The organism is Chryseobacterium cucumeris, from assembly GCF_016775705.1.
In the GTDB taxonomy this organism is placed as follows: domain Bacteria; phylum Bacteroidota; class Bacteroidia; order Flavobacteriales; family Weeksellaceae; genus Chryseobacterium; species Chryseobacterium cupriresistens.
Genome location: NZ_CP068760.1, coordinates 935,606 through 956,280, shown reverse-complemented (window position 1 = coordinate 956,280; position 20,675 = coordinate 935,606). Strand labels below are relative to the sequence as shown.

The following is a 20,675-nucleotide window of genomic DNA, read 5'->3' as shown; positions in this document are numbered from 1 at the left end:
GAAACCACAGGAGTAAATCTTGTGGTTTTTTTTTAAATTTGCAAAATCTTTTAAAAAGTAAAAATGGCCGATCAGTTAAGTTATCTATTTTGTACAAGAACCAGCAGGGACTTGGCAGAGAAAATTGCCCAGAATTATGGGAAAGAATTAGGAAAAATCAACTTTCAGGAGTTCAGTGATGGGGAATTTGAGCCTGTTTTGGACGAATCTGTAAGAGGAGGAAGAGTTTTCCTGATTGGATCTACATTCCCTCCTGCAGACAATCTTTTGGAACTTCTTCTAATGATTGATGCAGCAAAAAGAGCTTCTGCAAAGAGCATCACCGTAGTAATTCCTTACTTTGGTCTTGCCAGACAGGACAGAAAAGACAAACCAAGAGCGCCGATCGGTGCAAAATTAGTTGCCAACCTTCTTACTGCAGCAGGAGCAACAAGAATCATGACAATGGACCTTCATGCAGATCAAATCCAGGGATTCTTCGAAATTCCGGTAGATCACCTGTATGCCTCTACTATTTTCGTAGACCACATCAGGTCTTTGAATCTTGATAATCTTACCATTGCTTCTCCGGATATGGGAGGTGCGAAAAGAGCGAAAAACTATGCCGGTCACCTGGGTGCTGAAGTAGTAATTGCTTATAAGGAAAGAAAAAAAGCAAACGTTGTAGAAGAAATGTTCCTTATTGGTGATGTTACAGGTAAAAACGTAATCCTTATTGATGATATGATTGATACTGCAGGTACACTTTGCAAAGCTGCAGGTATCTTGATTGAAAAAGGAGCAAAAACAGTAAGAGCTATGGCTACCCACGGAGTGCTTTCTGGTAAGGCTTACGAGAATATTGAGAACTCAAAATTGCTGGAAGTTATTGTAACTGACTCAATTCCTGTTAAAAATAATTTGTCATCTAAAATAAAAGTGCTATCTTGCGCCCCGTTATTTGCAGACGTTATGACAATGGTTCATGAACATAAATCAATTAGTAGTAAATTTGTTATTTAATTGATTTTAAATAAATTGCAAATTAAAATTAGAACAATTTTTTAAATTTTTTATAAATGAAATCTATTACAATTCAAGGTACAAAAAGAGAAAGCGTGGGCAAAAAGTCTACAAAAGCTTTACGTGATGCTGAATTAGTTCCTTGTGTTGTTTATGGAGGTGAAGCACCTTTGAACTTCTCTGCTGAAGAGAGAGCTTTCAAAGGATTAGTATACACTCCTGAAGCACACACGGTATCTATTGAGGTTGACGGAAAAACAATTCCAGCTGTTCTTCAGGATATTCAGTTCCACCCAATTACTGACAAAATTCTTCACGTTGACTTCTATCAGTTATCTGACGATAAGCCAGTGATCATGGAAGTTCCGGTAAGAATTACAGGACGTTCAAAAGGTGTTGTAGCTGGTGGTGTTTTACGTCAGTCTTTCAGAAAACTAAAAGTAAAAGCTATCCCTGCTAACCTACCTGACGAAGTAGTAGTTGATGTTACTCCATTAAGAATTGGTAACAAACTTTACATCGGTGGTATCAAAACAGAAGGATATTCTTTCATGCACCCTGACAATGCAGTAGTAGTTGCTGTTAAGATGTCTAGAAATGCAATGAAAGGAGGTGCAGCAATGCAGGATGATGATGAGGATGAAGAAGTTGCAACTGAAGAAGGTGCAGCTCCTGAAGCAGCAGCTGAAACTGCAGCAGAATAAGAATTGCTTATTTAAACAATATAAGAACCCGTCAGTTATGGCGGGTTTTTTATTTGGTAACGAGTAAGCAGGATACCTAAACAATCTGGTAGGCTGCTTTCAATTTTGTCTTTTTGCCCTTTAGTAATTTCCTCTTTTGTTTTATTGGCTTTCTTCACCTTACCCTATTGAATATTTCTATCAACAGATAGCGATCAGTACCCAACCCCATGCTTCCTTTCGGAAAAAAAGCCGTAAATTTGAAGAGTTCTAAATAAGGACGTTTTAATTTAAAAAATAAATAAATGTTTGACATTCAGGAAATAAGAAGCCAGTTTTCTATATTGGACAGAGAAGTGAACGGTAAGCCTTTGGTTTATCTGGATAATGCAGCTACATCCCAAAAACCAAATTCAGTTTTGGAAGTCTGTCACGCATATTATACAGAACTTAATGCTAATGTTCACAGAGGGATTCATACGTTGAGCCAGCTGGCAACAGAAGAAATGGAGCTTTCAAGAAGAAAGATTCAGAAATTCATTAATGCTGAACATGACTTTGAGGTGATTTTTACCAAGGGAACAACAGAAGGGTTGAACCTCATCGCTTATATTTTAACACAGAAACTGCAGAAAGATGATGAAATCATTATTTCATATCTGGAGCACCATTCCAATATTGTTCCATGGCAGATGCTGTGTGAAAGAACCGGAGCGAAACTACGCGTGATTCCTATTGATGAGAACGGAATCCTTCAGATGGATTATTTTGATCAGTTTTTGAGTGAAAAAACGAAGGTTGTTTCTGTAAACCAAGTTTCCAATGCATTAGGTATTGTGAATCCGATTGAAGAGATTATTGCCAAAACAAGAAAGAATACAGATGCTTATGTTGTGATAGACGGAGCTCAGTCTGCTCCGCATTTCAATATTGACGTACAGAAGATGGATTGTGATTTCTTTGTGTTCTCAGGTCATAAAATGTATGCTCCGATGGGAACAGGTATTTTATATGGAAAACAAGAAATATTAGAAGCTTTACCACCTTTTCACGGAGGAGGAGAGATGATTGCAACATGTTCTTTCGATGGTACCACTTATGCAGGTCTTCCATTCAAATATGAAGCAGGAACGCCGAATGTAGGTGGAAATATTGCTTTAGGTGCTGCTGTTGATTTCATGAATAGAGTAGGTCATACCCATATTCAGAATCATGAAAATGCTTTATTGGAATATGCGCAAAGACAGCTTTTGGAAATAGATGGTATTAGAATCTATGGTGAAAAAGCGAAGAGAACCGGGGTTGTTTCTTTTAATCTGGAAGGAGTAGGAATTGCCTCTGATGTAGGAATGATTCTTGATAAAATGGGAATCGCTGTAAGAACAGGACACCACTGTACGCAGCCTATTATGAACTTCTTTAATATTGCCGGAACAGTGAGGGCAAGTTTTGCTGTTTATAATACTTTCGAAGAAATTGATGCTCTGGTGGAAGGTGTTAAAAAAGCACAGAGAATGTTGAGCTAATCAATATTGGATCTCTGATATACAATTAAAAGCAGCTGTTGAGCTGCTTTTTTTTAATCTATTGAAATACAATAGCACCGGCCTTCAATAATGACCTGATAATAGCCGATAGCACATTCCAGACAGATTTCTCCTCCTGCCATAATGCTTTTCATCTTTTCTTTGTTTAATTTTTTCATATGATGCGATTTAAAGGTTAAGTATAAAATTCTGATCTTTTCTAATAATTTCATGTAATGTATTGATTTTATATATAATTATTAATGTTTTATGAAAAATATTTCGCTAATTTTATATAAACATCAAATATTTTATTATGAAAAAATTCTTTATTCTATTATTGTCGATTTGTGGTCTGTGTGATGCACAAGTTTTTTCTGAAAATTTCAACGGAAATGCTTTGCCGGCCGGGTGGATGGTAGAGAATCCGGATAATTCATTTAACTGGAATGTGGGTGTCCAGAATGGTTTCGCTGGCTTTCCCGATGGAGCAGCTTTTTTTGATGATGATGATGCAGGACCATCCGTAGTTAATACGAATGCCAGACTGATTTCTCCTGTAATTAACCTGGCCGGAGTAGTAAATCCAAAGCTCTCGTTTAATTATGCTAATATGATTGATAATCTTGATTCTACTTTAAAAGTTGAAGTTTTCAATGGAACTTCCTGGATTCAGGTTTTTACTTTTTCAGGTGACGCAGGAATATGGGACCTTGATTTTAATACTTTTACATTTGTAGTAACCAGTTATGATACTGCCGCCAATATAGATCTGACACCTTATGCTAACGCAGCTTTTAAATTAAGATTTGTTTATGATGATGCCGGAGATTATTCTTATGGTGTTGTAATAGATAATGTAAAGATTACAAGTGGCCTTCTGGCAACGTCAGAAGTTTCGTATGCAGATCATATAGATGTATATCCGAATCCGGTTAAGGGGGATTTTTATATTAAACAAAGCTCTCAGAGCAAGTTTGAAAAGATTTCTGTAATTGACCAGTCAGGAAAACTTGTGAAAACATTTAATAAAGCATCTGATTCCTATGACTTATCAGATCTGCCAAAAGGAGTCTATATTATAATGATCAGTAATCCTGATGGAAAAGTTGTTAAAAAGAAAGTGATGAAGGAATAATCATTAAAAAAATAATTCTAACAAAAAACCCTTATAGAATGCCTATAAGGGTTTTGTATATTTTCAAAAGAAATAATCTTATACATTCGGTTTCCAGTCTACTACCGCTCTGATGAATGCTTCAGCATTTTCTACAGGCACATTAGGGAGAATTCCGTGCCCTAAATTGGCGATATATCTGTCTTTTCCGAAACGGTTGATCATTTCATTCACCATCTTCTTAATCGTTTCAGGTGTTGAGTGAAGTCTTGCAGGATCAAAATTCCCCTGTAGTGTCATCGTATGGTTGGTCAGTGTTCTTGCGAATTCCGGCTTAATAGTCCAGTCTACGCCAAGAGCAGACGCTTTAGACATTGTCATGTCTTCCAGTGCGAACCAGCATCCTTTCCCAAATACGACAACGTGAGTAAGCGGGCTTAATGCTTCAACAATCTGATTGATATACTGCCATGAGAACTCCTGATAATCCGTAGGAGAAAGCATTCCTCCCCATGAATCAAAAACCTGTACTGCAGAAACTCCTTTTTCTACTTTTCTCTTTAAATAAGCAATCGTAGTATCGGTAATTTTTTGTAATAATAAATGTGCTGCTTCAGGCTGTTGGAAACAGAAAGATTTTGCAATGTCAAATGCTTTGCTTCCTTTTCCTTCCACACAGTAGCAAAGAATAGTCCATGGAGAACCGGCAAAACCGATCAATGGGATTTCGTTATCCAGCTTCTGTAAGGTAAGTTCAATAGCATCAAAAACGTAACCTAAAGTGTCATTCACATCCGGAGTTTCAATATTCTGAACCTGTTCCATCGTTCTGATGGGAGTATCCAGCCAAGGGCCAACAGATTCTTTCATTTTGAAATCAATTCCCATTGCCTGCGGAACTACCAGGATATCAGAAAACAGAATCGCGGCATCCAGAGGAAATCTGCGGATAGGCTGCAGGGTGATCTCGGCGGCAAGTTCAGGAGTCTGACATCTTGTAAAGAAATCATACTGATCTCTTAAAGCAATGAATTCCGGCAGATATCTTCCAGCCTGCCTCATCATCCAGACAGGAGGTCTTTCAACGGTTTCTCCGCGAAGTGCTTTTAAATATAGGTCGTTTTTTATCATAATCTATTGTAACTAATATTACCGGCAATATCCGGTAACAGATATTCTAAATCCTACTTCCGATTTCTTTTCTGATCAATGCAAATATTGATGTCAGAGTATTTTCTTCTGAAGTAAAAATTTCTTCCTGCGTATAATTTCTCAGCTCACCGGAAGTGGTTTCGCCAATGGAAAAAAGCTTCATGCCTTCCAGAGAATTTCGCCTTGCAAAACTACGAACTCCGCTCGGACTAAAAAATACTGCAGCATGATATTTTTCAGTTATTACAGGATGAGTTTCCTCAGTATTATAAATGGTAACTTTTTTGTACTTAATGTTTTGTAACGGAAGGTCTTTGTCCAGAACATTGATGGCAAGATTGCCACAGAAGTGCAGGAACTGCTCGTGCTGGCATTTTCCGATAATGAATCGCGAAAGAGTTTCAGCATTTTTCAGTACCTTAAATGTTCCAAAACCATGTTTCCTCAGCTCTCTTTTGGTCTTTTCACCTACACAATAGATTTTGTTATAGTTTTTTGCGGTAAAATCTTCATTGGGTTTGAATCTGTTTTTAAAAAAAGAAGCCACTCCATTGACGCTGGTAAAAATCAGAGAGTAGTTTTTCAGATCAAAAGGATTGATCATAATAGGGCTGGTCTTAATTACCTCAACACAGTCAACCAAAATATCCTCTCCTAATTCTTTGGATATAATAGATGGGTCTATATTTTTGGTAAATAAGATTTTCATGTCTGTAAAATTAAGAAAATGAAAAAGTGTGGCTAAAGGAATATAAAAATGTAAATCTGAACTATCAGATCTGGCTTTTGATTTCTGCCATTAATTCTTTTCCTCCGTTCTCAAGAACAACTTTTGCAAACTTTTCTCCAAAATTCTCATTTGGAGTATAGACAAAGTTTTCATCTACAGCAATACAGTTTTTACCGTCCAGAGAGCAAAGTGCTGCTTTGAAGCGGATCTGGTCGTCGATAATTTCTGCAAATGCTCCGATAGGTGCAGTACAGCCTCCTTCTAAAGTGCTCAGGAAGTTTCTTTCAATTTCCACACAGATCTGAGTCTGTTGGTGATTGATCTGGCGCACAATTTCATTGATCTCCGGCTTGTCAGTATGTCCGGCTACAGAGATTACGCCTTGTGATGGGGCAGAGATCATTAATGGAAGCATTTCATAATCAATTTCCATTTTCATTCTTTTGATGCCTGCCAAAGATAAGATCGTAGCATCGAAATCTCCTTCTTCCAGTTTTTGAAGTCTGGTTTGAATATTTCCCCTGATATCCGAAAACTCAGCGGTAGGATAATTTCTCAGCCAGAAAGCTCTTCTTCTCAAACTGCTGGTGGCAAGTTTAAGCTCATGGAATTCTTTATTCCTTGCAGATTCTTTTCTGATCAGAATATCCTGTGGATAATCTCTTTCCAGATAAGCGATCATCTCAATATTTTGAGGCAATTGAGTGGGAACATCTTTTAAAGAATGTACGGCAATATCAATTTCATCATTCAATAGGGCAATATCAAGATCTCTTGTGAAAACCCCGGTAATTCCTAAAGAATAAAGCGGCTGATTAAGGTTCTTATCGCCAGAAGAAACGATAGGAACAATTTCCGTTAAATAATTGTTGTTCTGAAGGTGCCTCGCAACCTCTCTAGCCTGCCAAAGTGCAAGTGCGGAATTTCTCGTTCCGATTCTAATGCTTTTCATTGAATTCGTTGTTTGGTTGTTCAACTAATATTTCGTGCATTAATTTACTAATTTCTTCGGCTTTTAAAGGATTATCGATGATATATTTTGCAAAACGGTTGGTGATTTTCTGGATCATTTTATCAGAAAGTTCCATGTCCGTGATGTTTATGTATTTATTTTTTTTGTAGAAATTATGCATTTCATTACGCTCCATGTTCTTTAGAACGGCTTTGAAATGATGAATATTAGGGGCAAGTTTTCTCTTTTTCTCCCATTCAATAAAGTCTTTCATCAGTTCCTTAATGATTTTTTCAGCTTTCGGGATTTCTCTTTCGCGCTGTTGAATCGTTTCCTGAATCTGTTTTGAAAGCTCATCCACATCAATCAGAGTTACGTTTTTATTTTCAGTAACATTCTTTTCAACGTTATGAGGAATGGAAAGGTCAATGATCAGTGTTTCTTTTCCATTAGGGAAATGAGACCGGTTGACAATAGGATGCTTGGCTCCTGTTGCCACAATAAGAATATCTGTATTTTTTAATTCCTGGTCAAAATCAGAATAATCAACGTGAGGAATATTATATTTCTGGGAAATTTTTTCGGCTTTCTCCTGAGTTCTGTTGGCAATTTTAATTTTCGGCTGGTAGACATGCTTTACCAGGTTTTCAACGGTATTCTGTCCTATTTCACCTACCCCCAAAAGAAGGATGTTTTTTTCAGTAATCCTTTTCTGGTTGTTTAAAATATAATGAACGGCCGCATAAGAAACCGAAGCAGCACCATTCGAAATGCCGGTTTCATTTTTTATTCTTTTCGAAATCTGAATCGCAGCATTGATGGCTCTTTCCAGATAAGGATTCGAATTTTGTCTTTCTTTTTTGAAACGGCTATATGCTTTTTTTATCTGCCCGATAATTTCAAAGTCTCCGATAATCTGGCTTTCAAGGCCTGCCGCTACTCTGAAAAGATGAATCAGAGCTTCTTCTTTGGTAAGAATATTTGCAAACTGAAGAAAATCGGTAAGTTGTACTCCAATCGTTTTGCAATACTCTTCCGCTACTAAAAGATAATTGGGAGAAGTGGTATAAATCTCGGTCCTGTTACAAGTGGAAACCACAAATGCATCACCCAGATCTTCCTGATGGACTCTGGAAACAAAGTTTTTGATGTTCTCATCAAAGAATGCAAACTTTCCTCTCGTTTCTACGTCGGCTTTCTCGTAGCTTATTGAAAGCACGGCAAAATTTGACGTTCGATGAATGTTGGAATACTGTAACATAAGCAGTGGCAAATTTACGATTTTTTTCATTAACCTTTCTCAGATAGTGTATATGATAATTATCGTAAAAAACTATAAAAGGGAATGCCGCAAAGGTGAAACTGTAAAATGGCAAAAAATGCATATTGTATGAAAGCTGTTACGCTTCTTAAGTTTTATTTATGCCTTTTTTGTTGAGCTTTCTTAGCCTTTTTACCCTTTTGCTAATTCGCTTTTCAGCCCTTTTAACATCCCATGAATTTTAGTTGAAATCAAACTCTGTAAATGTCTAAACTAAAACTTAATAAAGAATTATAAATTTTAATAAAATTTTAACCAAATTAAGTTGGTGGGAAATTTCTTTACTAGTGTTAAATTTATATCTTTGTAATCTTAAAATCAGAAGAAAAATATGAGTTTATTTGATATGTTTACGCAAGAAATTGCGATAGACCTTGGAACTGCTAATACCCTAATCATCCATAATAATAAAATTGTTATTGATCAACCTTCAATTGTTGCAATTGAACGTTCATCGGGTAAGCCGATTGCCGTCGGAGAGCAGGCCAAGCATATGCAGGGTAAAACTCACGAGGATATCAAAACCATCCGTCCTTTGAAAGATGGGGTTATTGCTGATTTCCACGCTTCTGAGCACATGATCAAGGAATTCATCAAGAAAATTCCTGGAATCAAAGGTAAATTCATTCAACCGGCATTACGAATTGTAATCTGTATCCCTTCTGGTATTACTGAAGTTGAAAAAAGAGCGGTAAGAGACTCTGCTCAGAAAGTAAATGCAAAAGAAGTAAGATTGATCTACGAACCAATGGCTGCTGCAATTGGAGTTGGGATCGACGTACAGAAACCTGAAGGTAACATGATTATCGATATAGGTGGTGGTACTACGGAAATTGCGGTTGTTGCTTTAGGAGGTATCGTATGTGATAAGTCTGTGAAGATTGCAGGAGACGTATTTACCAATGATATTGCTTATTACTTAAGAACTCACCATAACCTTTATATCGGGGAAAGAACAGCTGAAAGAATCAAAATTGAAGTAGGTTCTGCAGTAGAAGATCTTGATGTAGACATCGAAGATATCCCGGTACAGGGTAGAGACCTTATTACAGGTAAGCCTAAAGAAATTATGGTTGGATACAAAGAGATTGCACGTGCATTAGACAAATCGATCATCAGAATCGAGGATGCTGTAATGGAAACATTATCTCTTACCCCACCGGAATTAGCTGCAGATATTTATAAAACAGGTATTTATCTAGCTGGAGGAGGAGCGTTATTAAGAGGTCTTGCTGACAGAATTCACAAAAAAACCGGTCTTCCGGTATTTGTTGCTGAAGATCCGTTGAGAGCTGTAGTTCGCGGAACAGGTATTGCCCTTAAGAATATGGATAAGTTCAATTTCTTAATTAAATAATTTTAACTTTTTACGACTTTATATCTGAATGGGATTTTTGCTGAGATTATTTTCGAAGAATACTCTTTTCGTCTTCTTTATATTCCTGCAAATTATTGCTCTGGTTTTGATATTCTCAAGAAATGCCATGCAGAGATCCTGGATTGCGGGCCAGACGGCTGCGTTCAATTCCTGGGTGTCCGGATATATTGACGAAGGAGTTTCTTATCTGAAGCTAAAACAGATCAATGAAGATCTTGTGGTTCAGAATAAAGCCCTTATGACTGAGCTCTATGGAAAAGACGGGTCAAAGAATCCTGTTTTTAAAAGAGTTCATGATACCATTGGTGGAGGGCAGATCTATACTTTTGTTGATGGAGAGATTGTTTTCAACAGTATCAACAGAAGAAACAACTACTTTACAATCAACCGCGGACGCAGAGACGGTGTCTTTCCTCAAATGGGAGTAATGGCGCCGAGAGGTATTGCGGGAATTGTAATCAATTCTACAGATAGTTATGCATTGGTTCAATCCGTGTTAAGTGTTAACAAGATCAGAATTAATGCAGCACTTAAAAACTCAGGGTATTTTGGTACTTTAACATGGAATGGAGATAACTCAAGGGTAATGCACCTGGCAGATATTCCAAAATATGTGGCCCTGAAAGTAGGCGATACTGTTGTTACAGACGGTAAATCTGCTATTTTCCCTAAGGGAGTTACCATTGGTACCATTGCAGGATACTCTGTAGATAATAAAACCGGCTTCTGGGATATTTCCGTAGAGCTGAGTGAAAAAATGGGAGCGTTGAATAAAGTGTATGTAGTGAAGAATCTTAAGAAAGCAGAAGTGCAGAAGATTCAGGACACTATGCAGGCTGTAATAAAAAAGGAAAATGATTAGCAGGACTTTATTTACCGATATATTGATCATGATCTTTCTTGTTGCATTACAGATATTTGTATTGAACAGGATTACTCTTTTCGGGAAATATACTCCGGTATTATATCCTGTATTTGTCATGTTCTATCCGTTTTTCAGAAACAAATTTCAATTCCTGGCATTGAGCTTTTTAATAGGATTGTCTATTGACGGTTTTCTTTATTCGTGGGGAATCAATGCATTTGCAACAACGTTAATTGCCTATTTCAGAACGTTGATCTTCAGGACTTCCACAGATACGTCTACAGACTTTTTCTCATTTCAGTCCCTTCAATGGGCGCAGTTTTTGCTGTTTTTATTTTCAAGTATTTTCCTGCATCAGCTTTTAGTACAATATATCGAGTTCTTTAAGTTCAGCAGGTTTTTTGAAATATTATTTAATGTGTTGGTAACAAGTGTAATTTCATTTATCTTTATAGTCATCTACGCATTAATATTTAAAATCAAACAAAAAGTTTGAACACACGTTATTTAAAAATTTTTTCCATTCTCGTTATCATCGCCCTTATTTTTGTGGCGAGACTTGCCTATTTGCAGCTGTTTACAGACCGCTATGCACTGAATGCGGCCAACACCTCCATTAAAACAGAATATGTTATTCCACAGCGTGGGGTAATTTTTGACAGAAATGGTAAAATCATGGTGGGAAACCAGCCTGCTTATGAAATTTCGTTTACCCAGGCTTTGATGAAGCCTGATTTTGATACGCTGGCTTTTTGTAGTTTAATGAAAATTACAAAACAGGATTTTATCAATAAAATCAATGTTATCAAAAAAGAAAAATATTACTCAAAGCTGACCCCTATGACTTTCATTAAGGACCTCAGCAGAGAAGATATTGCCAGAGTTCAGGAAATTATTTTTAAGTATCCTGCATTTAATATTGTATCAAGACCTCAGCGTCAGTACGAAGTTTCCACATCCGGAAATCTTCTTGGCTATACCAGTGAGGTAAATGAAAGAGATATTAAAAAAGATTCTCTCTACTATTTACCGGGAGATTTCATCGGGAAAACAGGGGTTGAAAAATCTTACGAAAAAGAACTTCGCGGGGTAAAAGGGGTGAAATATATCCAGAAAGATATCAAGCTTCGAAATATTGGTTCCTATAAGAACGGGTCTTTAGATAAAGATGTGATTACCGGTAAGGATATTACGTTAACCATTGATTATGATCTTCAGAGAACAGCTGAAGAAATGCTGGTCAACAAACATGGTGCAATTGTAGCGTTAGATCCTAATAATGGAGAAGTTTTAGTCGCTGCAACCGGACCGGACATTGACCCGAACCTTTTTACAGGCCCTAATAAATCAAAAAACCTATATGCCCTATCAAAAGATACGCTTTATGAAAATAAACCTACTTTTGACCGTGCGTTGCAGGCAGGATATCCTCCGGGATCCACTTTCAAACTGCTGACTGCTTTAGCAGCCATGCAGATGGGTGTGATGGATGAGAAAACGATCTTCCCTTGTGGCGGCGGATTTTTCTACAAAGGAAAAAGAATTAAAGGCCATGGTGGAGCAGATCCGCTTATCCCTTCCATTCAGGTTTCGAGTAACTGTTTTTTCACTTACGCATTTATTGCCATTATCAAGAAATATCCGGGAAACCCTTCAAAAGGTGTTGATGAGTGGAAAAAAATCATGAGCAGTTTCGGAGTTGGGGAGTTTTTAAATAATGACTTTGCTGTTGGAGCAAAGGGGAGAATACCTTCAGGAGATTTTTACGAGAAAAGATTTAAAGCGATCATGAAGGCAAGCGGTTCCCAGAGAACTGATTTTAAAAACTGGGATGAAATGTCTACGGGTGCCATTTATAACGGAATGGGACAGGGAGATGTTTTGGTAACTCCTATTCAGCTGGCCAATTATGTAGCGGCTATTGCTAACAGAGGATGGTATTATACTCCTCATATCGTAAAAGCAATTGACGGAAAGCCAAATCCAGACCCAAGATTTAAAGTGAAACACAAAACTCTGGTTGATCCAAAACATTTTGAACCTGTTTTAAAAGGAATGGAAGCTGTAGTTTTAAGAGGAACTGCAAGAGGGCTGAAATCCAATGATTTTACCCAACTGGCAAAAACAGGTACCGCACAGGTACCGCAAGGAAAGGATAATTCCATCTTTGTATTGATTGCTCCTGCTGATAAACCTAAAATTGTTGTAGTAGCGGTAATGGAACATGCAGGATTTGGAGCGACCTGGGCAGGACCAGCCTGTACCGTGATTGCTGAAAAATATATTACAGGTGATCTGAAAAGAGAGCATCTTTACAAAAAAATGATTACCTCGAGTTTCATGCCTGAATACAAAAGGCAGTGGATTGCTGATTTGAAACGTAAAGGTTTATATATTGATCCTAAACCTGACTCAATCAGACAGAAAAGAATAAAAGATAGTCTGGAGCAGGTAAAACAGCAAAAGGCTAAGCTGCAAAAGAAAATAAACGAAGAGACTAAAAAGAATAACACTGCTAAAAAAACTGCGAAGCAATGAAATGGACAGAAGGAATAGATAAACTTGGCCTTGGGCTGTATTTCCTGCTTTGCATTTTCGCGATTGCAAATATTTACAGTGTGGACCAGAAACTGGGTGAGAAACAGTTGATCTTTTTCTGTATCTCATTATTTGTGGGGCTTATCATCTTTGTCAGCAGAAGTAAATTCTTCGAGAATATGGCAGGGATTATTTATATTGGCGGTGTGTTGCTGCTGATAGGGCTTTTTCCGTTTGGTAAAGAAATCCTTGGCCAGAAGAACTGGTATAAATTCGGAAGTTTTACCATGCAGCCAGTGGAGTTCGCCAAAATAGGAACCGCTTTAATGCTCGCTAATTATGTTTCAGGACCTGATTTTAATCTTAAAAACAGAAAGTCTTTATGGACTACTTTAGCCATTGTTGGTATTCCGGCAGCAGTAGTTCTTGCTATTCCGGATGTGGGCTCCATGCTTGTATTTATTGCATTTTTCATTGCTTTATATAGAGAAGGACTGAGCGGGCTTTTATTTGGTATAGGATTTATTTTTGCCGGAGTTTTCCTGATCTCACTGGCTATTCCTCCTGTTTATGTTGCGGTTGCAGTTTTGGTGATTGCCGGTGTGCTGATTGCAATGAATTATCATAGAATGTCATGGGATGTGATTTCTATCTCAGGAATTGCAGGCTCTATTCTTTTACTGTGCGGACTCGCTTTCGGATCTCCTTATATTTTAGAGAAATTGCCCAAGCACCAGAGAGAAAGAATTGAAGTTCTTTACAAAGGGGAAAAGGCATTCAGAGATACTTCAGGATACAATCTTTTATATTCCAAAACAGCGATCGGATCCGGCGGGCTTTGGGGAAAAGGATACCGTGAGGGCTCTGTAACCCAGGGGAAATTTGTACCGGAACAGGAAACCGATTATATTTTTTGTACAGTTGGGGAAGAATGGGGCTTTTTAGGAAGTGCAATTCTTATCTTTTGCTATATGGTCTATATCGGAAGGATATATTATCTCGCAGAGCAGCAGAAATCAACTTTTAACCGTGTATTCGGATATTGCTTTGCCTCGATTCTGTTGATGCACTTTTCAATCAATCTGGGAATGGTAATGGGGCTTTTCCCGACAGTTGGGATTCCGCTTCCTTATTTCAGTTATGGAGGAAGTTCTTTACTGGCATTCTCTATGATGACTTTTATTTTCTTTAAACTTAATTACTCTGATAAGAACAGTTTGGTGTAAAAGAGGGAGTTTGGAAGCTGGATGATGGAAGTTTATCATTGTTCTGCTGATCATTCATCTTCAAAATCAACTTCATCAACAATTTGTATGAAACAATCCTATTTCTCAGACGAAGATTTCGGGAGCAAAGATTTCACGCAACTTCCTTTAGAAAAAAGTGAGTACGAAAACTGTACGTTCAGAAACTGTAATTTTGAATACGGAAACCTATCCGGTTTCAGCTTTACAGACTGTGAATTTATCGGATGCAGTCTCAGTATGGTAAAACTGATCAAAACAGCATTTCACCGGGTTGTCTTTAAAGAATGTAAAATGTTCGGACTTCAGTTTGATGACTGCAATGCGTTCGGATTATCCTTTACTTTTGATGGAAGTTCATTAAACAATTCCGTTTTTTATCAGACATCCGTTAAAAAAACTGTTTTCAAAAATTCAAAATTAATTGAGGTAGATTTCAGTGAGTGTGATCTTTCCAATGCAGTCTTCAGTAACTGCGATCTGTCGGGCGCTGTTTTTGACGGCACAAACCTGGAAAAAGCAGATTTCCGGACTTCGGTTAATTATTCGATAGATCCGGCTTTAAATAGGCTTAAAAAGGCCAGATTTTCGCTTTCTGAGATCCATGGACTGTTATATAAGCTGGATATTGAAATTGATAAGAACAGTTGATATCTTTGGTTAAGTTCTGTTTGCTTATAAATTATCAATATTAAAATAATAGGAGAGGGGTTTTAGCCCGTTTTTTTCCTTCTTGAATATTTAACCTGGCTTAGCTGGAATTTAGTCGAAATAGTGTATATAAAAAAGCCATCAGGATTCTGATGGCTTCATTATTTAAATCAATTATTTATAAAATTAAAAATTTGCGGGTGTAGGAAGAGTAGCTGCTGCTAAGTTATTGTAAGCTTCTCCTTCTTCGTTGATCACTCTTTTTGCGAATCTGAATTTAGGTCCCCAATAAGAATCATTCAGTGAAGAAATCATTACTCCTTTTGATGTTGCTGCGTGGATAAATTTAATCTCACCTTCTTCAGTAACACTTTCTACAATACCTACGTGAGAAATTCTTCTTCCATGAGAAAAGAAAATCAAATCTCCCTTCTGTAGTTCTCCTCTTTCTACTCTTTCACCTTCCTGAGCCTGAGACGCCGCTACTCTGGGTAAGCTAAGACCTGCTGCTGCTCCGAATACAGAAAGAACAAAAGCTGAACAATCTATACCGTTTCTGGTTGTTCCTCCATATCTGTAAGGAGTTCCAAGGTATGTTTCAGCTTCTTCAAGGATACCGTCAATGGTTTTATTATGTTTGATTGCTTTTGCAATCTCAGAATTCTTAACTGCTTTTTTAGCACTAGCGATAGATGCCGCCTTTTCTGCAAGGAATGAGTCGATAAGTTTTTGCTTATCCTGCTCCATTTTTTTGTTATCTATAGAAGCTAGTTTGGCATCTGTTTTGTATTCTTTTGTGTAAGTTGCTGGTTTTGAAACCACATAATTTGTAGCACACGATTGCAATGAAACTGTAGAGACTAAAGCAACTAAATAAAACAAAACTCTTTTCTTCATATATATTTGATTATCCGTGTTAAAAAGGAATATTTATTTTCAAAAGCATTACAAAAGTAGAGATTCCGAGCAAAAGACCCCTGATATGATAATTGTCAGGATCTTATTTTAACACATTTTAACATATAATTTACATATGTTAAAGAAAAATAAACCGCAACAGCCTGTTTTTGGTAAGTGTGCGGTTTTTTTTATTAAGATTCTTTAACAAACTTCTTCGATTTTCTTCTATATATCACGTTTTGTGATTCAAAGTCTTAATTTTCAGTGCTGTTAAAAAAACAAAAAAATTCCCCGGTTTTCCGGGGAATTTAAACTAATATGGAACTTTACAGGTGTTATTTGGTAAACAACATTTCTCTGTATTTTGTCATTGGCCAAAGCTCATCATCCACCATCATTTCCAAAGCATCAGAAGCTTCTCTGATAGGATCAAATAATGGTTTTACTTTGTTACAATAGTTTTCTGCCTGTTTTTGGCTGTCTGATATGGTTTTTGCAGCCTCTCTGGCTTTGATAAGATCTTCAACACCAAGCTTGATTTTAGAAACATTTTCAGAAATGCTTGTAATTAAACTCATTTGCTCTTTTGCCAGCGTTTTAAATTCTTTATCACCAAAGATATCTTTAAGACCTTTTACGTTTTCAATTAATCTGTTCTGATAATTTAATGCAGATGGAATGATGTGATTTCTGGCGATATCACTTAGCACTCTTGCTTCAATATCAATTACAGTAGAGTATTTCTCTAATTTAATCTCGTTTCTCGCTTCAACTTCTCTGTGGTTGAAAATTCCCATCTCTTCATAAAGGTCTAGGAATTTCTTGTCCATTTCCTGTTTTAAAGCTTCAGGAGTCGTCTTAAGGTTGTTCAATCCTCTTTTCTTAGCCTCTTTCGCCCAGTCATCAGAATATCCGTCACCTTCAAACATAATGTTTTTACACTGCTTGATGTATTCTCTCAATACATTAAAGATCGCTTCGTCTTTCTTAAGACCGGTTTCAATTAAAGCATCCACTTCTTTCTTGAAATCATTAAGCTGTTTAGCTGCAATTGTGTTCATTACGGTCATAGACTCTGCACAGTTTGCAGAAGAACCTACCGCTCTGATCTCAAATTTATTTCCTGTAAATGCAAATGGTGAAGTTCTGTTTCTGTCTGTGTTATCCAACAGGATTTCAGGAATCTTACCAACTACATTTAATTTTAATTCTGTTTTCTCTTCCGGAGATAATTTTCCGCTGGTTACCTTTTCAAGTTCTTCCAATACACTGAACAGCTGGCTTCCGATGAATACGGAAATAATTGCCGGCGGCGCTTCGTTGGCACCAAGTCTGTGGTCATTGCTTGCAGAAGCGATACTTGCTCTTAGAAGATCTGCATATTCGTGAACCGCTTTAATGGTGTTAACAAAGAATGTCAGGAACTGTAAGTTTTTCTTTGGATTTTTTCCAGGGCTTAACAGGTTTTCACCAGTATCTGTTGCTAAAGACCAGTTGTTGTGTTTTCCGCTTCCGTTTACTCCAGCGAATGGTTTCTCGTGGAAAAGAATGTGGAAGTGGTGTTTGTGTGCTACTCTTGCCATAATATCCATCAACAGAGAGTTGTGGTCTACCGCAACGTTCACTTCTTCAAACATTGGTGCAAGCTCGAACTGGTTAGGGGCAACCTCGTTATGTCTTGTTGTGGCAGGAATTCCCAATTTCATACATTCGATTTCCAGCTCTTTCATGAAGTTCATTACTCTCGTAGGAATAGAACCGAAATAGTGGTCGTCCAATTGCTGTCCTTTTGCAGGAGAATGTCCTAATAAGGTCTTACCTGTTAATACAAGGTCAGGACGAGATTGGTATAATGCTGAATCAACAAGGAAATATTCCTGCTCCCAACCCAAAGTAGGAGTTACCTTCGTTACATTTTTGTCAAAATACTGCATTACATTCGTTGCAGCTTCATCCACAGCGTTCAAAGCTCTTAAAAGAGGTGCTTTATAATCTAACGTTTCTCCTGTATAAGAAATGAAGATGGAAGGAATACATAATGTAGTTCCCATAATGAATGCCGGAGACGTAGGGTCCCAAGCTGTATAACCTCTTGCTTCAAAAGTATTTCTGATACCTCCGTTAGGGAAAGATGATGCATCCGGCTCCTGCTGGATAAGCATGTTTCCACTGAATCTTTCAATGGCTCTACCTCCTTCGATTGGAGTGAAGAAAGAATCGTGCTTTTCTGCAGTAGTACCCGTCAAAGGCTGAAACCAGTGCGTATAGTGTGTTACACCTTTGCTCATTGCCCAGTCTTTCATCGCTACAGCTACCTGGTCTGCAATATGTCTCTGAATTTTAGTTCCTTTTTTAATAGCATCCATGATAGAACCGAATGCTTCTTTTGTTAAATATTCTCTCATGGTTTCTTCTGAGAAAACATTTTTACAGAATAGCTCTGATAATTTCGCAGGGATCTCAACAGAGTTGTCTTTTCTGAAATCCTTAAATGGAAGGGTTTCTAATGCTTTGAATCTTAAGGTTGACATAATTGGGTTGATTTTTTACAGCGCAAATTTACAAAAAAAATGAATTGAAAATATTTTAACCCTAAAAATTTTAGGGGTTGTTTGAAATTTTATATAATCTAAACAATTGTTTGGTGTTTTTTTACAGGGGTGTTTTGTGGTTTTGTATTCAGAAGGACTTGGAGTATGGAAGCTAATTGTCCGGACGGTGCAAAGAGCAATTGTATTTGCTGTCTTCCAGGATATATCAAATTAAAATTACAATTATTTAACTTAATTTTTGAGATTTTTTCTGAAAATAAATAAAAATATAGGCAGAAAAATAAAAAATGAATAGAGAAAAGGCCTAAAATAATCCATATCATAAACATCAAATACATAGAATAAAACATGAGTTCCAAAAGTTATGAAGAGATATGGTAATATTTTTTTAGAAGAAATCACCTGGTTTACAAAGAACATGGTCAGCATTTGAAGGAGAATTACCAAAGGGAACTTATCAAATAATCCATAGATTCCTGCAAAAGGGGATATTAAAATTGATTTAATAATTTGGGTAAGGTTTGGTGCTTCATCAAGCTGAAACAAAAAAAATAAAGCTCTGATAGGAAAGTATATAAAGATATGACAAATCCATATTTTCCAAAAAAGAGAAATTCTGTTTAATTTATTTTTCATAAGGTTTAATAATTTTTACAATTTCATTATTGACTGTTCCATCTGGATTTAGTTTGCCCTTGAACCCATACCATTTTGGTTTATGCTTGTATAAATATAGCATTAATAACGGTAAGTCTATTCTAAACTGTGAATCTGTTACTTTAGCATTAGGTGTAAAATCATCGAATGCCGGAACAATGTCGTTGAACCAACTAATTGCCTGAGCTCCGGCTCCATGCCATCCACCCTGAGGGTCTTTGTCTGCCATATTCTGAAACCTGGATATAGTTGATGAACTTGTTTTTCCATAAATGGGAGGAGCTACAACCCCTTGCTCATGTTGTATAAATTCTTTATCCCAGAGGTAAGCGGCGTCTCCTTTTAAAGGAGTTTTAGCATATTGACCATACATAAGCTCATGAAATTTGGTTATTGCAAAATCACAGATCCCTAAATTTAATTCATTTAAAATAGTTTCAACATCATTTGCTAGAAAACTATTCCCTCCTTCCAGTGAGTTTGATAATGCTTTTACCAATCCTTTAGCGCCTTTGCACCATTTTACATCATGCCCGAATCGATTTTTAATATTCCAGTCCACGCCCTCGTAAAAATCATAAATTTGTTTGAAAGGGGCAAGTCTTCCTGGTATTTTGTGTTCAATAATATAAGAATAGGCTCTTCTCCAGGTATCATTATTTTCTGCCCTGTCTTTTGTCAGCCATGAACCATCCTGTCCTTTCCAGTCTTCTATTTTTATAGCTTTGTTTCGTAAAGCAAGTTTGTATGTTTCATAATCGGGAAATTCTCCTCCAATATATTTTTCTACAGAATTTTTGTTGGTGAGGAAATCATACATCAACTGAGGAAAATTATTACCAACATAATTTTTGGGAAGGAGTATTTTAATTTTACCCCCATCAATATTAATGTATTTTGAATGATGTATGGCAGAATCAAAGTATTTTACTCTAGAAGATCCTTCTACAATTTCTATAACAAGTGGATTGATGTTTTGCTCCACATCTTTTACCCCTACGTAGTTGAAAAGAATATTAATTACCGGAAAAATTTTTCCCACAATAAAGACTCTTTCTTTTGGGAAAATATCTGTAGAATAATCAGATAACTGAATGGGCTTAATATATTTTCTGTAATAATTTGCATTACGAATCTGAAAAAGAGTTTTTACCGTATTAAGCTCTGTTTTATTGAGAAAGAGAACATCTGCGTCTTCCCTATCTTTTACTGTTAATATTTCCTGTTCTGCAAGACTTGAAATTCTCATCGATGGATATTGGGTATGTAACCCTAATCTTTTTGGATAGCTCATCTGTATATGTTTTAATTATGAATATATGACAAACTTAGGCTTGGAAGACGCCAAATCTCGACGTATTAAAAACAAATAGGCATCAGCCTGAAGGATATGTTTTAAACGACTTG

General features: G+C 36.8%; 19 protein-coding genes. 10 read left to right on the top strand and 9 right to left on the bottom strand.

All coding sequences use genetic code 11. From position 1 onward, the window contains the following. The first annotated feature begins 63 nt into the window (after positions 1-63). The 3 genes from JNG87_RS04215 (at position 64) to JNG87_RS04205 (ending at position 3,211) form a co-directional block, all read left to right on the top strand. Positions 64-1,002 carry a ribose-phosphate pyrophosphokinase gene (locus JNG87_RS04215; protein WP_202841892.1) on the top strand — a complete coding sequence of 313 codons (939 nt, stop codon included), beginning with the start codon at positions 64-66 and terminating at the stop codon, positions 1,000-1,002. Between the two features lie 56 nt (positions 1,003-1,058). Beyond that, positions 1,059-1,706, top strand: coding sequence for a 50S ribosomal protein L25/general stress protein Ctc (locus tag JNG87_RS04210; protein WP_110009121.1), 648 nt, complete (start codon positions 1,059-1,061; stop codon positions 1,704-1,706). A 284-nt stretch (positions 1,707-1,990) separates the two neighbouring features. Then, on the top strand, positions 1,991-3,211 hold the full coding sequence (locus JNG87_RS04205) for a cysteine desulfurase (protein WP_202841890.1): 1,221 nt from the start codon (positions 1,991-1,993) through the stop codon (positions 3,209-3,211). A 53-nt stretch (positions 3,212-3,264) separates the two neighbouring features. On the opposite strand, the gene JNG87_RS04200 is transcribed toward JNG87_RS04205, so the two are convergent. After that, positions 3,265-3,390 carry a GNAT family acetyltransferase gene (locus JNG87_RS04200; protein ID WP_202841888.1) on the bottom strand — a complete coding sequence of 42 codons (126 nt, stop codon included), beginning with the start codon at positions 3,388-3,390 and terminating at the stop codon, positions 3,265-3,267. Positions 3,391-3,527: 137 nt separating this feature from the next. On the opposite strand from JNG87_RS04200, the gene JNG87_RS04195 reads away from it, so the two are divergent. Next, positions 3,528-4,349, top strand: coding sequence for a T9SS-dependent choice-of-anchor J family protein (locus JNG87_RS04195; protein ID WP_202841886.1), 822 nt, complete (start codon positions 3,528-3,530; stop codon positions 4,347-4,349). 78 nt (positions 4,350-4,427) lie between these two features. Here JNG87_RS04195 and hemE read toward each other — a convergent pair whose 3' ends face one another. The 4 genes from hemE to hemA all read right to left on the bottom strand — a co-directional run bounded on the left by hemE (position 4,428) and on the right by hemA (position 8,423). After that, positions 4,428-5,459, bottom strand: coding sequence for a uroporphyrinogen decarboxylase (hemE, locus tag JNG87_RS04190; protein ID WP_079240028.1), 1,032 nt, complete (start codon positions 5,457-5,459; stop codon positions 4,428-4,430). Between the two features lie 46 nt (positions 5,460-5,505). Then, complete coding sequence (locus tag JNG87_RS04185; RefSeq protein WP_202841884.1) at positions 5,506-6,189, bottom strand: uroporphyrinogen-III synthase; 684 nt, start codon at positions 6,187-6,189, stop codon at positions 5,506-5,508. A gap of 64 nt (positions 6,190-6,253) precedes the next feature. Next, the gene (gene hemC / locus JNG87_RS04180; RefSeq protein ID WP_202841882.1) at positions 6,254-7,162 is read right to left on the bottom strand and encodes a hydroxymethylbilane synthase; all 909 of its coding nucleotides are present in this window, start codon (positions 7,160-7,162) and stop codon (positions 6,254-6,256) included. Next, the gene (hemA, locus tag JNG87_RS04175) at positions 7,149-8,423 is read right to left on the bottom strand and encodes a glutamyl-tRNA reductase (RefSeq protein ID WP_110009152.1); all 1,275 of its coding nucleotides are present in this window, start codon (positions 8,421-8,423) and stop codon (positions 7,149-7,151) included. Before hemA ends, hemC begins: the two co-directional genes overlap by 14 nt. 391 nt (positions 8,424-8,814) lie before the next feature. Here hemA and JNG87_RS04170 point away from each other — a divergent pair, with 391 nt between their 5' ends. The 6 genes from JNG87_RS04170 to JNG87_RS04145 all read left to right on the top strand — a co-directional run bounded on the left by JNG87_RS04170 (position 8,815) and on the right by JNG87_RS04145 (position 15,159). After that, on the top strand, positions 8,815-9,840 hold the full coding sequence (locus JNG87_RS04170) for a rod shape-determining protein (RefSeq protein ID WP_002982450.1): 1,026 nt from the start codon (positions 8,815-8,817) through the stop codon (positions 9,838-9,840). A 28-nt stretch (positions 9,841-9,868) separates the two neighbouring features. Then, positions 9,869-10,723 (top strand): rod shape-determining protein MreC, encoded by an 855-nt coding sequence (gene mreC / locus JNG87_RS04165; protein ID WP_202841879.1) that lies wholly within the window; start codon positions 9,869-9,871, stop codon positions 10,721-10,723. Then, positions 10,716-11,222, top strand: coding sequence for a hypothetical protein (locus JNG87_RS04160; RefSeq protein ID WP_002982456.1), 507 nt, complete (start codon positions 10,716-10,718; stop codon positions 11,220-11,222). Before mreC ends, JNG87_RS04160 begins: the two co-directional genes overlap by 8 nt. Then, entirely contained in the window at positions 11,219-13,264 is a 2,046-nt protein-coding gene (locus JNG87_RS04155) for a peptidoglycan D,D-transpeptidase FtsI family protein (protein ID WP_202841877.1), read from the top strand. The genes JNG87_RS04160 and JNG87_RS04155 overlap by 4 nt, the downstream gene beginning before the upstream one ends. Then, positions 13,261-14,490 (top strand): rod shape-determining protein RodA, encoded by a 1,230-nt coding sequence (rodA, locus tag JNG87_RS04150; RefSeq protein WP_202841875.1) that lies wholly within the window; start codon positions 13,261-13,263, stop codon positions 14,488-14,490. The genes JNG87_RS04155 and rodA overlap by 4 nt, the downstream gene beginning before the upstream one ends. Before the next feature lie 87 nt (positions 14,491-14,577). Then, positions 14,578-15,159, top strand: a complete 582-nt coding sequence (locus tag JNG87_RS04145) for a pentapeptide repeat-containing protein (RefSeq protein ID WP_202841873.1) — start codon at positions 14,578-14,580, stop codon at positions 15,157-15,159. A gap of 186 nt (positions 15,160-15,345) precedes the next feature. On the opposite strand, the gene JNG87_RS04140 is transcribed toward JNG87_RS04145, so the two are convergent. The 4 genes from JNG87_RS04140 to JNG87_RS04125 form a co-directional block, all read right to left on the bottom strand. Continuing rightward, positions 15,346-16,056 (bottom strand): C40 family peptidase, encoded by a 711-nt coding sequence (locus tag JNG87_RS04140; protein ID WP_202841871.1) that lies wholly within the window; start codon positions 16,054-16,056, stop codon positions 15,346-15,348. 338 nt (positions 16,057-16,394) lie between these two features. Next, the gene (locus JNG87_RS04135; protein WP_110009133.1) at positions 16,395-18,590 is read right to left on the bottom strand and encodes a glutamine synthetase III; all 2,196 of its coding nucleotides are present in this window, start codon (positions 18,588-18,590) and stop codon (positions 16,395-16,397) included. A 252-nt stretch (positions 18,591-18,842) separates the two neighbouring features. Then, complete coding sequence (locus JNG87_RS04130; RefSeq protein WP_110009134.1) at positions 18,843-19,247, bottom strand: hypothetical protein; 405 nt, start codon at positions 19,245-19,247, stop codon at positions 18,843-18,845. Beyond that, entirely contained in the window at positions 19,237-20,562 is a 1,326-nt protein-coding gene (locus JNG87_RS04125) for a hypothetical protein (protein WP_110009135.1), read from the bottom strand. The genes JNG87_RS04130 and JNG87_RS04125 overlap by 11 nt, the downstream gene beginning before the upstream one ends. Positions 20,563-20,675 lie beyond the last annotated feature (113 nt).

Bases quoted from the DNA above. Each gene is read 5' to 3' on its own strand.
- JNG87_RS04215 (WP_202841892.1), top strand. From the start codon at position 64: ATGGCCGATCAGTTAAGTTATCTATTTTGTACAAGAACCAGCAGGGAC.
- JNG87_RS04210 (WP_110009121.1), top strand. From the start codon at position 1,059: ATGAAATCTATTACAATTCAAGGTACAAAAAGAGAAAGCGTGGGCAAA.
- JNG87_RS04205 (WP_202841890.1), top strand. From the start codon at position 1,991: ATGTTTGACATTCAGGAAATAAGAAGCCAGTTTTCTATATTGGACAGA.
- JNG87_RS04200 (WP_202841888.1), bottom strand. From the start codon at position 3,390: ATGAAAAAATTAAACAAAGAAAAGATGAAAAGCATTATGGCAGGAGGA.
- JNG87_RS04195 (WP_202841886.1), top strand. From the start codon at position 3,528: ATGAAAAAATTCTTTATTCTATTATTGTCGATTTGTGGTCTGTGTGAT.
- hemE (WP_079240028.1), bottom strand. From the start codon at position 5,459: ATGATAAAAAACGACCTATATTTAAAAGCACTTCGCGGAGAAACCGTT.
- JNG87_RS04185 (WP_202841884.1), bottom strand. From the start codon at position 6,189: ATGAAAATCTTATTTACCAAAAATATAGACCCATCTATTATATCCAAA.
- hemC (WP_202841882.1), bottom strand. From the start codon at position 7,162: ATGAAAAGCATTAGAATCGGAACGAGAAATTCCGCACTTGCACTTTGG.
- hemA (WP_110009152.1), bottom strand. From the start codon at position 8,423: ATGTTACAGTATTCCAACATTCATCGAACGTCAAATTTTGCCGTGCTT.
- JNG87_RS04170 (WP_002982450.1), top strand. From the start codon at position 8,815: ATGAGTTTATTTGATATGTTTACGCAAGAAATTGCGATAGACCTTGGA.
- mreC (WP_202841879.1), top strand. From the start codon at position 9,869: ATGGGATTTTTGCTGAGATTATTTTCGAAGAATACTCTTTTCGTCTTC.
- JNG87_RS04160 (WP_002982456.1), top strand. From the start codon at position 10,716: ATGATTAGCAGGACTTTATTTACCGATATATTGATCATGATCTTTCTT.
- rodA (WP_202841875.1), top strand. From the start codon at position 13,261: ATGAAATGGACAGAAGGAATAGATAAACTTGGCCTTGGGCTGTATTTC.
- JNG87_RS04145 (WP_202841873.1), top strand. From the start codon at position 14,578: ATGAAACAATCCTATTTCTCAGACGAAGATTTCGGGAGCAAAGATTTC.
- JNG87_RS04140 (WP_202841871.1), bottom strand. From the start codon at position 16,056: ATGAAGAAAAGAGTTTTGTTTTATTTAGTTGCTTTAGTCTCTACAGTT.
- JNG87_RS04135 (WP_110009133.1), bottom strand. From the start codon at position 18,590: ATGTCAACCTTAAGATTCAAAGCATTAGAAACCCTTCCATTTAAGGAT.
- JNG87_RS04130 (WP_110009134.1), bottom strand. From the start codon at position 19,247: ATGAAAAATAAATTAAACAGAATTTCTCTTTTTTGGAAAATATGGATT.
- JNG87_RS04125 (WP_110009135.1), bottom strand. From the start codon at position 20,562: ATGAGCTATCCAAAAAGATTAGGGTTACATACCCAATATCCATCGATG.